This window comes from Devosia enhydra, from assembly GCF_900119845.1.
Classification (GTDB): domain Bacteria; phylum Pseudomonadota; class Alphaproteobacteria; order Rhizobiales; family Devosiaceae; genus FPKU01.
Genome location: NZ_FPKU01000001.1, coordinates 351,274 through 363,961 on the forward strand (window position 1 = coordinate 351,274; position 12,688 = coordinate 363,961).

13 protein-coding genes are annotated in these 12,688 nt (G+C 65.5%); 3 read left to right on the forward strand and 10 right to left on the reverse strand.

The features are described 5' to 3' along the window. The first annotated feature begins 11 nt into the window (after positions 1-11). Positions 12-1,247, forward strand: a complete 1,236-nt coding sequence (locus tag BT183_RS01760; RefSeq protein ID WP_084603182.1) for an SAM-dependent methyltransferase — start codon at positions 12-14, stop codon at positions 1,245-1,247. 21 nt (positions 1,248-1,268) lie between these two features. Here BT183_RS01760 and BT183_RS01765 read toward each other — a convergent pair whose 3' ends face one another. From BT183_RS01765 to BT183_RS01775, 3 genes are read right to left on the reverse strand one after another with little or no spacing between them, the layout of a single operon-like run. Further along, positions 1,269-2,027 carry an SDR family NAD(P)-dependent oxidoreductase gene (locus BT183_RS01765; protein WP_072338692.1) on the reverse strand — a complete coding sequence of 253 codons (759 nt, stop codon included), beginning with the start codon at positions 2,025-2,027 and terminating at the stop codon, positions 1,269-1,271. A gap of 12 nt (positions 2,028-2,039) precedes the next feature. Continuing rightward, positions 2,040-2,690: a ChrR family anti-sigma-E factor gene (locus BT183_RS01770; protein WP_072338693.1), complete on the reverse strand. Its 651-nt coding sequence runs from the start codon at positions 2,688-2,690 to the stop codon at positions 2,040-2,042. Next, a complete protein-coding gene (locus BT183_RS01775) occupies positions 2,687-3,247 on the reverse strand; it encodes a sigma-70 family RNA polymerase sigma factor (protein ID WP_072338694.1) in 561 nt (186 codons plus the stop codon). The genes BT183_RS01770 and BT183_RS01775 overlap by 4 nt, the downstream gene beginning before the upstream one ends. Positions 3,248-3,448: 201 nt before the next feature. On the opposite strand from BT183_RS01775, the gene BT183_RS01780 reads away from it, so the two are divergent. Together BT183_RS01780 and BT183_RS01785 are read left to right on the forward strand one after the other, a co-directional pair. Beyond that, on the forward strand, positions 3,449-3,709 hold the full coding sequence (locus tag BT183_RS01780) for a hypothetical protein (protein WP_072338695.1): 261 nt from the start codon (positions 3,449-3,451) through the stop codon (positions 3,707-3,709). 39 nt (positions 3,710-3,748) lie between these two features. Further along, a complete protein-coding gene (locus BT183_RS01785) occupies positions 3,749-4,786 on the forward strand; it encodes an aldo/keto reductase (RefSeq protein ID WP_072338696.1) in 1,038 nt (345 codons plus the stop codon). Between the two features lie 17 nt (positions 4,787-4,803). Here the strand turns inward: BT183_RS01785 and BT183_RS01790 are convergent, their stop codons facing one another. The 7 genes from BT183_RS01790 to nadC form a co-directional block, all read right to left on the reverse strand. Then, entirely contained in the window at positions 4,804-5,220 is a 417-nt protein-coding gene (locus BT183_RS01790) for a type II toxin-antitoxin system death-on-curing family toxin (protein ID WP_244545233.1), read from the reverse strand. A 66-nt stretch (positions 5,221-5,286) separates the two neighbouring features. Then, the gene (locus BT183_RS01795) at positions 5,287-5,523 is read right to left on the reverse strand and encodes a type II toxin-antitoxin system Phd/YefM family antitoxin (protein WP_072338698.1); all 237 of its coding nucleotides are present in this window, start codon (positions 5,521-5,523) and stop codon (positions 5,287-5,289) included. 107 nt (positions 5,524-5,630) lie between these two features. Then, a complete protein-coding gene (locus tag BT183_RS01800; protein WP_084603184.1) occupies positions 5,631-8,930 on the reverse strand; it encodes an efflux RND transporter permease subunit in 3,300 nt (1,099 codons plus the stop codon). Then, a complete protein-coding gene (locus BT183_RS01805) occupies positions 8,927-10,168 on the reverse strand; it encodes an efflux RND transporter periplasmic adaptor subunit (RefSeq protein ID WP_177282352.1) in 1,242 nt (413 codons plus the stop codon). Before BT183_RS01805 ends, BT183_RS01800 begins: the two co-directional genes overlap by 4 nt. A 13-nt stretch (positions 10,169-10,181) precedes the next feature. Further along, positions 10,182-10,730, reverse strand: a complete 549-nt coding sequence (locus BT183_RS01810) for a PadR family transcriptional regulator (RefSeq protein WP_072338701.1) — start codon at positions 10,728-10,730, stop codon at positions 10,182-10,184. Positions 10,731-10,855: 125 nt separating this feature from the next. Then, positions 10,856-11,662: a 3'(2'),5'-bisphosphate nucleotidase CysQ gene (cysQ, locus tag BT183_RS01815; protein ID WP_072338702.1), complete on the reverse strand. Its 807-nt coding sequence runs from the start codon at positions 11,660-11,662 to the stop codon at positions 10,856-10,858. Continuing rightward, positions 11,659-12,510 carry a carboxylating nicotinate-nucleotide diphosphorylase gene (gene nadC / locus BT183_RS01820; RefSeq protein ID WP_072338703.1) on the reverse strand — a complete coding sequence of 284 codons (852 nt, stop codon included), beginning with the start codon at positions 12,508-12,510 and terminating at the stop codon, positions 11,659-11,661. The genes cysQ and nadC overlap by 4 nt, the downstream gene beginning before the upstream one ends. Positions 12,511-12,688: the final 178 nt, after the last annotated feature.

Genomic DNA, 12,688 nt, shown 5'->3' on the forward strand with positions numbered 1-12,688 from the left:
GAACAAACGCTATGACAAAGACTGCGGTCGACCGCGCCGACGCTGGTAACGCGCTGTTCAACGCCTTCGCCTCGCGGATTGCCGAATGGATCGGCCCGCGCATGATCGGGCAGCCCCGGCGCGGCGCCGTCACCATCGTGCTCCCCAACGGCCGGAGTCGGACGCTGGGCAACCCCGCGACCGGCGAGCATGCCGTGCTGCGGCTGCGCAATTTCCGGGTTCTGAGCGAGGCGATGCGGCGCGGCACGGTGGGCTTTGCCGCAGCCTATCTCGATGGCGACATCGAGATCGACGATCTGACGGCCATCTTCCGTTTCTTCCTGCAGAACCGCGATATCCTGAGCGTTTCCGGCCGCGGCCTTTTCCGCCGTGCCGCCCAGGACATCGCCTATCACTTGGCCCGCGCCAACACGCGCGAGGGCTCGCGCCGCAATATTTCCGAGCATTACGATCTCGGCAACGACTTCTACGGGCAGTGGCTCGATCCCTCGATGACCTATTCCTCCGCCGTCTTCACGGCCGAGGACCAGTCGCTGGAAGAAGCCCAGCGGCAGAAATATCATCGCGTCGCCGATATGGCCGGCATCGCTCCGGGGCACACCGTGCTCGAGATCGGCTGCGGCTGGGGCGGCTTCGCCGAGACGGTCGCGCGCGACTACCAGGCGTCGCTGCGCGGCATCACGCTCTCGCGCGAGCAGCTGCGCTACGGTCTGGAACGCCTCGAACGGCAGGGGCTCGACCAGTTCGCGCGGCTGGTCTTCGAGGATTATCGCGACACCCAGGGCAGCTTCGACCATGTCTGCTCCATCGAGATGATCGAGGCGGTGGGCGAGGATCACTGGCCCACCTATTTCGAGGCCGTGCATGATCGGCTGAAGCCGGGCGGCACCGCCGCCATCCAGGCCATCACCATCAACGAAGCCGATTTTCCCGGCTACAGGTCGGGCCCCGACTTCATCCAGCGCTACATCTTTCCGGGCGGCATGCTGCTGACCAAGACGGCGATGCGTGAGCAGGCCGAGCGCGTGGGGCTCGTGCTCGAGGCGGTCGAGACCTTCCGCCACTCCTACGCCCGCACCTTGAAGCTCTGGCGCGAGCGCTTCCTCGATCGCTGGGACGAGATCGCCAAGCTCGGCTACGACGACTATTTCCGTCGCAAATGGGTCTATTATCTCAGCTATTGCGAAGCCGGCTTCACCGAGGGGTCGATCGATGTCGGCATCTATCAATATCGCCGACCGGCCTGATCGCGGCGGCGCGCGGCTGGCTCATACCTTGCGGATGAGCCGCGTCATGGCCGCAAAGAACATCGGATAGGGCAGGAGGCGGATCGCCTTCATCAGCCACACCATGCGGAGCGGAAAGGCGATCTCGAAGCGTTCCGACCCGGTCAGCCCATCGACGATCCGTCGCGCCGCGTCGTCGGTTTCCATCAGGAACGGCATCGAGAAGTCGTTGCGGGCGGTGGCTTCCGATTTGACAAAGCCCGGCGCGATCATCCGCACAACGATGCGCTCGGGGGCAAGCTCGGTGCGCATCGTTTCGAGCAGGTTGATCATCGCGGCCTTGGTCGATGAATAGGCCGCCGCGCGAGGCAGGCCGAAATACCCGGCAACCGAGGCGATAGCCGCCAGCTGCCCACCACCCTGGCGACGGAACTGCGCGATCGCGGCATTTGCCACCCGCACGAATCCCATGAAGTTGGTGTCGACGATGGTCGAGAACTTCTCGAGCCCATAATCGCCCACGGGCATCGGCTCCCATGCGGCGGCGCCGAAAAGCACGAGGTCGATGCGCCCATGCCGCGCCGCAATCCGCTGTACGGCCACCGAAACCGCGCCGGCATTGGTCACATCGAGCGCAAGGGTATGGATGCGGGCATTGTCGCTCGCCACATCGGCAAGCCTGTCCTGCCGACGGCCCGAGATGATCACCGTCCAGCCCCGCTCAGCCATGAGACGGGCGACGGCGGCTCCGATGCCGGAGCCGCCGCCGATGATCCAGACTATGCCCGGGGGCTGGGCCATCGCTGTGCGCACTCAGAGATTGAAGAGCGGCTGCAGCGTGCGGATCAGCCGCGAGCGGAAGCTCAGCTTTGCGTCGACGGCAACGAGGCAGATACAGTCCTGGCCGGGCTCGGCGATGGGCTGGTGCTCCACGTCCTCGTCATGGTCGGCGATGTCACCAGCCGCGAACACGCCGAAGCGATCGCGATAGGCGCCCTGAAGGATCAGCGTCAGCTCCTGCCCGCCATGGCTGTGCTCGGGCACCTTGCGGCCGCCGGCAACCTTGAGCAGCAACAGGCGCGAGGCCGAATTGCCGGGCGAGGGCAGATCGGCGGTCGCGACGCCGGGTCCGGCAAACCGCCACTTCACGCTGCCAAGGCCGCCCGGCAGATAGGGCGCCAGAGGGGCGGGTACGTCGGTGGGCAGATCGGCGGGCGCGTCGATCGCGATCGTGTCCTCATCGTCGATGGCGCCAAGAAGCCGGTCGAGCGAGCCGGGGCTCAGCTCCGCAGTCGGTTCGGCATGCAGAAGCGCGCCACCGATGAGATCGGTGCGCTTGAGATTATGCCGGCAGGCTTCGCACATCGCCAGATGCGTGGATACGACCACCGCGAAGGGCTCATCCAACGTACCGGCGCTGAAAGCCATCAGCGTCGCGATGTCGGGGTGGAAGGCGACAGTCAATGCAGGTCCTCCAGAAGGGGGCGCAGCCGATCATAGGCAAGGCGCAGCCGGGATTTGACGGTGCCCAGCGGAATACCGACCCGCTGGGCGATTTCGGAATGCGGCATCTCCTGAACAAAGCTCAGGCGGACGACCTCGCGCTGCTCCTCGGGCAGCAGGTCGAGTGCCTTGGCCACCCGCGCGACGATCTGGTTCTGCTCGGCCGTGGCCGATCCGATCGGGGCGTCGCTGGGCAGGTCGACGGTCTCGTAGTCGACATAAGGCTTGGACGACTGGCGCCGCAGCATGTCGATGCGCAGGTTTCGGGCGATGGTGAAGATCCAGGTGCTGGGCGCGCCCCGTACCGGCGAATACAGATGAGCTTTTCGCCAGACCGAAACGAATGTCTCCTGCACCAGGTCTTCAGCCGAGGCCGAATCGGCCCCCAGTTTGAGCAGCATTGACTTCAGCTTGGGACCGAAGAGATCGAAAAGCGCAGCAAGCGCCTTGCGATCTCTTTGCGTGGCCACGCGGGATAGAAGGTCCGCGGGGTCTATGGCAGTCTCAGCTGCGGTCATGCGACCTGCTCCGGCTTGTCTCACGCCAAGCGTCTGCATTCTGCACTCCGTATGCAACTGTTTCCTCAACGGAGGGGAGGGCCCGGCGGATCACTTTTCGTCTGCGGGCCGATCGGCTTGCGAAGGTGATGCGGCCTGTGCAGAATCAAGCTAAAAGGCTTGACGTCCGGCAAGAGAGCCGCGGAGTTCCCTGCAAGAGCCATGGCGCGCGCACTCCACATCGTGATCAACAGCATGGATCGGTGGTGGGTCGACTTCGAAGGTCGGGCCACAGGGCCGTTCGAAACCATCCAGCAGGCTGCCGTCGAAGCCCAGGCCATCGCCCGCGTGACCGCGCGCGAAACCGGGCGGATCGCCGAAGTGCTGGCGCCCGACGCATCGGGCAAGTATTGGGTTGTCTGGACGAGCGCCCGTGATGGCGCGCCAAAGGCCTTAGAGTTTCTGACCGGGCAGGCCGCCTGAGGCCGGCTCCGGTCCCTCAACCGTTCCGGAAGCTGATCCATGACCTATGCCGCAAGCCCGACCCGCTATGATTCCATGCTCTATCGCCGCACGGGGCGGTCCGGCCTCAAGCTGCCGGCGCTGAGCCTCGGGCTCTGGCAGAATTTCGGGGGCAATCGCGACTATCCTGGCGCGCGCGAAATCTTCACCACGGCGTTCGACGCCGGCATCACCCATTTCGACCTCGCCAACAATTATGGCCCCCCGGCAGGGTCGTCCGAAGAGCTGTTCGGGCAGGCGCTGGCGCGTGACTTCAAGCCCTATCGCGACGAGCTCATCGTCTCCACCAAGGCCGGCTACCGCATGTGGCCGGGTCCCTATGGCGAGTTCGGGTCGCGCAAATACCTGCTCGCCAGCCTCGACCAGTCGCTGTCCCGGCTCGGTCTCGACTATGTCGACATCTTCTATTCCCACCGCTTCGATCCCGAGACCCCGCTCGAGGAGACCATGGGCGCGCTCGCCCATGCCGTGCGCTCGGGCAAGGCGCTCTATGTCGGCATTTCGAGCTATCCCCAGCAGGAAACGCGCGAGGCCCACCGTATCCTTGCCGAAATGGGCGTACCCTGCCTCATCCACCAGCCGAGCTATTCGGTGCTCAACCGCTGGATCGAGACGGATGGCACCATCGATGCCTGCGGCGAGCTCGGCATCGGCATGATCGGATTTTCGCCGCTGGCGCAGGGGGTGCTCAGCGGCAAGTACAATCGCGGCGGCAAGTCCGGCACGAGGGCCGAGAACAGCGCCGGGTCGCTGCGCCCGAGCCATCTCGAACCCCGCGTCCTCGACGCCGTCGACAAGCTGGGCGACATCGCCGAGGCGCGCGGCCAGTCGATGGTGCAGCTCGCACTGGCCTGGGTGCTGCGGCGCAAGGAGATGACGTCGGCCCTGATCGGGGTGCGCACGCTCGACCAGCTCAAGGATTGCCTCGGCGCCCTTTCCAACCTCTCGCTCTCGGACGACGAGATCCGCGCCATCGACGAGGCCACAAAGGGCGGGCTCATGGACCTCCAGCCCCGCCCCAGCGGCTGGCTCCGCTGACAGCGGCTCGATCACCTTCAACGCGGCACGGCATGCCGGCGCAGGAATTCCTCCAGCGCCGGCTTTCGAAAGCGTCCGGCCTCGAGGTGATCGGTGATGAAGGCGAGAAGCGTCGCGTTGTCGGCGTGGATCTTGTGGCCGTTAAGCCTCAGAAAGACGTCGGCGGCGGCAAGCCCGACGCGTTTGTTGCCGTCCACGAAGCCGTGGTTCATCGTCAGGCTCTCCCAAAGAACCGCTGCCTCATCGATGAGGTCCACGTGATAGCCTGACTGGGGACGCTGGAGAGCGGACAGCAGAAGGTCGATGTCCCGGATGCCGTCGGCGCCGCCAAACAACTTGATCTGCTCGCCGTGAATGAAGAGCAGGTCGCGCAGCGTCAGATAGACCCGTTCGCCCACCCTAGCGCCTTTCGCCGTTTCCTTGAAACGGCGCAAAGCTCCCGGTCATTGTCTTGTCGCGTTTCCTGCGGTGAACAGGCATCCACTTCACCGGTAAACACCCTATTTGGCGAGCGCTCGGTAGACGGCAGCGTTCGCGCTTAAGCTCTCTTGAAGTGCTTCCCTGACGCCGGGGCTGATGCCGGAGCGAGCGGCGGCCTTCAACGCCTCGAACTCCTGCGCGGAAACCACGACGGCCACGGAGCGTCCATCTTCCTCGATGTAGACGGGCTCGGAACGGGCGGCGTCGAGCAGGTCGGAGAAGCGAGCCTTTGCCTCTGCTGCGCTGAGAGTTGCCATTTCGCCTCCTGTCGATCCCACCAAGATAGGCCTCGTCGATGATGTCGACAAGAGAAAGGCCCGGGGATCGCTCCCCGGGCCTTTGTGCTTGTGCGCGCTGCAGGCTGCTATTCGGCGGCCTGGCGGGAGATGACGGTGACGCCGTTCTTTTCGGTTTCGACGAGCCCCGTGCCGTCCGCGGTGATGTAGCGGCGTGCGCTGTCGGTGCCCTCGGGGATCGTCACGGTCACGCCTTCGGGGGTCACCGCCTCGCGCGAGCGGCCGAACAGCCGGTCGAAGATGCGCGAGATGCTGGCCCAGAGCACCGAGGGCGCCGTGATCATCACCGGCACCATCACGAGGGTCAGCAGCGTCGAGACGAACAGGCCCGAGACCAGCGCCGCCGAGAGGTGGATGAACCACTGGCCGGCGATGCCGCCCACCACGATTTCGCGGCGGATGAAGTCGAACTCCACATTGGCCCACATCGGGATGACGCCGAGCGCCGTCACGGTGGCGGTCAGCAGCACCGGTCGGATGCGCTGGCTGGCGGTGATCAGCATCGCCTTCTGCGCCTCGACGCCTTCGTCGCGGTGATAATGGTTGTAGGTATCGATGAGCACGATGCCGTTCTTCACCACGATGCCCGCGAGCGCAACGATGCCGAGCCCGGTCATGATGGCCGAGAAGCTCATGCCCGTCACCAGCATGCCCAGGAGCACGCCAGCGATCGACATCACCACCGTCGTGAGGGTCACCAGCACCTGGTAGAAGCTGTTATATTCGAGCAGCAGCACCAGGAAGATGATGAACATCGCCGCGGCCAGCGCCTGGATGATGAAGGCGTTTGTCTCCTCGATCTGCTCGGTGGCACCGCCATAGGCGATGTTGACGCTTGAAGGCCAGGTCTGGGTCTGCTGCCATTCCTGGATCTGGGCGATCTTCTCGTCGCTGGCGACGCCGGGTTCGAGATTGGCCGCGACATTCATCGAATAGAGGCCGTTGCGCCGGGTGATGTTGGCCACCTTGAGCACGGCCTGGCGCTCGATGAAGTTCGAAACCGGGATCAGGCCGGCACTCGTGGCGATGCGCAGGGAATCGAGGTTGTCGAAAGTCCTCTCATCGGCCGGCAGGCGGACGCGGATATCCAATTCGTCCGTCGCATCGTCCGGCCGGTAGCTGCCGAGCTTCACGCCGTCAGTGACGAGCTGGATATAGGGGCTGAGCTCGCGCACGCCGATGCCGTATTTGGCCGCTTCGGCGCGGTCGATCGTCACCTGCCAGTCGATGCCGGGGGAGGGGCGCCCGTCCTCGACGTCGATGGCGCCGCCCAGGTCGTTTTCGATATAGGTGCGCAGCTGCGCCACAGCCGGAGCCAGGTCGTCATAGACCGTGCCCTCGACGCGCAGGTTGATCGCCTTGCCGGCCGGCGGGCCGTTTTCCTGCGCCGCGATCTGAACCTGAAGGCCCGAGATATCGGCGACCCGGTTGCGGATATCCTGGAAGATCTCCTCTGCCGGCAGGCGCTCGTTGTAGTTGATGAGCTGGAGCTGGAACTGGCCGATCGTGTCGGGCGGCGAGCCGCCGGCCATCATGCCGGTGCCGCCTCCGAAGGTCATGATCACGTCCTGCACGCCCTCAACCTGCAGCACCTCGTTCTCGACCTCGACGAGCAGGTCGCGGACCTCTGTAGCCGAGTAGTTGCCGCGCGCCACGACATTGATCGTGCCGAATTCAGGCTCCGACGCCGGGAAGGCCTCGACGCCCGTCGGGTTCTGCACATAGGCAAAGAACGACAGCCCAACAAGCGTGAAGCCGATGCCGAGCGTGATGACGGGGTGCCGCAGCAGGTGCTGCAGGCCCCGCACATAGACGCCGGTCAGCCCACGGACCTTCTTCACGTCGAACTTGTCGGCATACATGACGACGTCGGCGGCTTCCTTCTCCTTCTGGTCGACATGGCTCGAAGCGATGATCGCGCCGATCACCGGCATGAAGATCAGGGCCGAAACCAGCGAAGCGACCATCACGACGATCACGATGATCGGCAGATAGCTCATGAACTTGCCGATGATGCCCGGCCAGAAGAGCAGCGGGATGAAGGCGCCCAGCGTCGTGGCGGTGGCCGAGACCACCGGCACGAACATCTTGCGTGCCGCGAGGATGAAGGCATCCCGTTTGGAAACGCCCTCCTGCAGCTTTCGCTCGGCGTATTCGACCACCACGATGGGGTCGTCGACAAGCACGCCCACCGCCAGCACCAGCCCGAACATGATCATCATGTTGATGGTCATGCCCAGCATCTGCACGACGAGGAAGGCGATCATGAACGAGATCGGGATCGAGGTGCCGATCATGATGGCGGCACGCAGGCCGAGCGTCGCGACGCAGGTGATCATCACCAGCGCGATGGCGGTGAACACCGCCGCCTCGAGCGAGCGATAGAGATGCTTGGTGGTCTCGGCCTGGTCGATGAGGAACGAGTAGTGCAGACCGGCCGGCCAGTCCTTGGCGAATTCGGTGGTCACCGAACGCACCTGGTCGGACAGGTCGATGACGTTGCCGCCGATCTTCTTGACCACGCCGAGCGTGATGGCCTGCTGGCCGTTCACATGGGCATATTCGGTCGCATCCTTGAAGGTGCGGGTGATGGTGGCCACGTCCCCGAAGGTGACGACGGTGTCGCCATCGGTCTTGAGCGGCAGGTTGTAGACGTCCTCGGCCGTCATGATGAGGCCGGGCACTTCAACGTTGAACGTGCCCTGTCCGGTATCGAGGCTGCCGCCGGCCACGACCATGTTGTTGCGCGACACGGCGTCGAACAGCTGGCTGGCGGTGAGATTATAGGTCTCGAGACGATTGGTATCGATGGTGACGGCGAGGATTTCCTCGCGCGAGCCCGAGATCGAGACGCTCTGCGCGCCGGGAATGGCTTCGAGCGCGTCCTGCAACGCCTCCGCATGACGCACGAGGGTGCGTTCGGGCACCTCGCCATAGACGGCGACCGAGATCGAGGGCGTGTCCGAGAACGACACCTCGGTAATCGTCGGCTCCTGCGCGTCGGCCGGCAGTTCCGAGGTCACGCCATCGAGCTTTGCGCGAATGTCGGCCAGCGCCTTGTCGTTGTCGGCATTGGCGTTGAATTCGAGCGTGATCGAGGCATGGCCGGTGGTGGCCGTCGAGGTATAGGTCTCGAGCCCGTCGATATCCTTGACGCGGTCTTCGATCGGCTTGGCGAGAAGCCGCTCGGCGTCGCGCGGGGACACGCCCTGCTGGGAGACCGAGATGTAGAACACCGGAATATCGATGGCCGGGAAGCTCTCCTTGGGCAGCGTCTGGTAGGCGCCGAACCCGGCGATGAGCAGCAGGGCCATCACCGTCAGCACCACCCGCGGCATGCGCAGGATGCGTTCGAGCAGGTTCATCATGTCGGCTGACCTTCAGCGGCGGGCGCAGCTGCCCCCTCGGAGACATTGGTTGGGTTCACCAGCTGGCCGGCGCTGACGAAATCCTGGCCCACGGTGATGACGTCGACGCGCGGCGGCAGGCCGGTCACCCAGATGCCTTCGCGGGTGTCGCGCATGATGGTGACGGGATAAAACGCCACCCGCTTGTCGGCATCCACGGCGCGCACGCCCAGAACGCCCTGATCGTCGAGGGTGAGGGTCGATTGCGGCAGCAGATGCGCCGGCGCCGTGCCCAGATTGACGATCGCCTGGGCGGTGAGCCCGTCGAGAATGCGACCATCGGCATTGGGCAGCTCGATCTCGACCGGGAAGGAGCGGGTAGCGGAGTCGGCGACCGACGCCAGGAACGTCACCTGGCCTTCGGCGGTCTGGCCGGTCACCGTCGTCACCTTGGCCTCGAGCCCCAGCCGGGCCAGCCCCATCCGCACCTCGGGCACGGAGCCTATGAACAGCATCGGGTCGAGTTCGACGACGGTGGCGCAGGGGGTCTGGCCGGCCATGAACTGGCCGATGGTCGCGAGCGGATCCTGCACTACGCCCGCCACCTTTGTGCGCACCTCGGTGCGGGCCAGTTCGGCGCGGGCGTTTTCGAGCCCGGCCTGCGCGGCCTTGAGGTTGGCCTCGAGCGGGAAGCCGCTATTGGCGGGCGCGAGGCCCTTGTTGCGCAGCTCGGCATTGGAATCGAGCGCCGACTGGGCCTGCGCCACGGTGGCTTCGGCCTGGGCGACGGCCGCGGCGCGGGTGCCCTGGTCGAGCGTGCAGATCAGGTCGCCGGCGGCAACGCGCTGGCCCTTCTGCACATGCACCGCCTGCACGATGCCCTGCGTCTCGGGCATGACATTGACCGAGGCCTTCGCCTTGGTGCGGCCGCGCAGCGGCACTTCGATGGCCATGGGCTGCACGGTGAAGGTCTCGACCCGCACCGAGCGGGCCGTGGTTTCGCCGCCGCCGGCCTGCGCGATGCGCTCGGCGATGGTCAGGTGCGGGTCGATGCCGCTCTCGTCATGGTGCTCGGCTGCAAGCCCCGAGGCATTGAGGGCGTCCGTCACCGGCCCGCCATTTTCCTCGAAAAGCGCCACCACGGGACGCGTGCCGTTGCCGGGCCCGTTCCCGCCGATCACGAGGGCGCCCGTGCCGAGCCAGAGCGCCAGCCCCAGCACGATCAACCCTGCCAAACCATAGGAATAGAGTGCACGCATCCGTCGCTGTCCCTTACTCGGCTGCCTTGCTGTCGCGGTCATCCTGCCGCGCGAGCGCAACCAGTTCGCCCCTGTGGGCTGCTATATACTCCCGGGCCGAAGCCATGCAGGTGCGCCCATAGGCGATCACCCATGCATCTCCCGGATGGCTCCGCTTGGCGCAGAGCCGGTCGAGTTCCTTGATCTGCCCGTCGATCTGCTTGAGCCGCTCGTCGAGCCGCTGCTCCACCAGCGCGGCCGGAAGCTCGGAGGCAAAGCGCGCGAAAAGCAGGAATTCGCTGCGGAAATCGTCTTCGCCCAGCGTCTCGAAGAGAGCGGCGATGAAGCTGCGCCGACCCTCCTCGGTGATGGCGTAGACCTTCTTGGAGGGCTTGCCCTCCTGCAATTCCACGCGGCTCGTCACCAGCCCTTCGCCTTCGAGCTTGGCGAGCGCCGGATAGATCGAGCCGAAACTCGCGTCGATGAAATAGGCATATTCGCCTTCCACCGAGAGCTTGCGGATTTCATATCCTGTGGCCTCGCCATCATAGAGAATGGCAAGGCATACGGTTCTGACGTTCATGGACCTATCGTTCCGGCATATGCTGGACGAGAATATGGCTGGCATATATATGCCGGCCCGCCATAGTTCAAGTGTACGGCCCGCTGGCGCGGCGGATCATTTAAAGTCCAATTGTATCGATCGGCTCAGGCGAGAAGGCGCGCCATGCGTTCGGCGGCAGTGCGTGCCAGCTCCGGTTCGTCGGCAGCCACGAAGAACGGATTGAGATGGCGGCTGCCGGACTTACCATAGCCGAGTGGCCTGCCATCCAGTGTCAGTACGCTGCCGCCCACCGCCTCCAGAATGGCCTGGCCCGCCGCTGTGTCCCATTCCCAGGTCGGCGTGAAGCGGGGGTAGAGCCGCGCCGCGCCCCTGGCGAGAAGGCAGAATTTGAGCGACGAGCCGATCGACACATCCTCGACCACATCCATCTCGTCGCAGAGCCGCGCGAGGGCCGCATGGCCGTGCGAGCGGCTCGCCACCACCCGCATCTCTGCGTCCCGGTCCACCTTGAGCGACCGGCGCGCCGTCGCCGCCCCGTCGACGATCGTGAAGGCTTCAGCGCCGCCCGCACCGCCCGAATAGCCCTCGCCCATCGCCGGCGCCAGAACGACGCCGAGGATCGGCCGGCCATTCTCGACGAGCCCGATATTGACGGTGAATTCCCCGTTGCGCTTGATGAATTCCTTGGTGCCATCGAGTGGATCGACGACGAAATAGCGGTTGCCCAGCTCGGGCACCCGACCCTCCGCCGCGCTTTCCTCGGCGAGGACGGGAATGCCGGTCTCGGACAGCATGGCGATGATGATCGCCTCCGAGCGCGCATCGGCGACCGTCACGGGCGACCCGTCGGCCTTGTCGATGGCCGCAAACTCGGTGGCATAGACATCCATGATGGCGCGGGCGCCCGCCAGGGCCGCCGCCTCCATCAGTCCCAGCAGCGCGCGCGTCATTGGATCACCACGTCGAGCCCGAGATCGAGCGGTGGCGCCGCCATGGTGATCTGGCTGGTCGAAATGAAATCGACCCCCGTCTCGGCGATGGACCGCACCCGATCAAGCTTTACCCCGCCCGAGGCTTCGAGACGCGCCCGGCCGCGCGTAATGGCGACGGCCTGACGCAGCGTGTCGTTTTCCATGTTGTCGAGCAGCACGATGCGCGCCCCGGCTGTCAGCGCCTCCTCGAGCTCGGCGAGCGAACCCACCTCGATCTCGATGGCCACGAGATGCCCGGCATTGCGCACCGCCATCGCATAGGCCGCCGCCACGCCGCCGGCCACCGCGATATGATTGTCCTTGATGAGGATCGCATCGTCGAGCGCATAGCGGTGGTTGGTGCCACCGCCGCAGCGCACCGCGTATTTTTCGAAAGCGCGGAGGCCGGGCGTCGTCTTGCGCGTGTCGCAGATGCGCGCGCCCGTCCCTTCGACGGCATCGACATAGCGGCGCGTCAGCGTCGCGATGCCCGAAAGCCGGTTGAGGAAGTTGAGCGCCACGCGCTCGGCCGACATCACCAGCCGGGCAGGCCCTTCGACCCGCGCCACCACTCCGCCGGGCAAAACGCCATCGCCATCGGCAAGGGCAGGGGAGAAGCTTACGCCCGGCCCGATGAGGCGGAAGGCCGCGGCGGCCAGCGCCAGTCCCGCAACGACCCCCGCTTCCCGCGCAACGATCTCGGCCGTGGCGCGCGATTCGGCCGGCAGCGCAGCCTGCGAGGTGAGGTCGCCGGCAAGCCCGAGATCTTCGGCCAGCGCCCGCATCACGGCATCGTCCACGAGGTGTTGCGGCACTGCGCCAATCATCGGCCTGATCCCTGGATGGCCCGGGCAAGCCCGGTATTCCGGCCGGTTTACTGGTCCGGCGCCCCACTGGCAACTGGCGCGAGTGGGTGCGGTTGGTCCGATTGCGGGGCGTCGGCGTAAGCAAGCGTGAACCGACCCGGCGATCAGCCGGGGCTGCCCGCTTGGCGACATCGCTCGA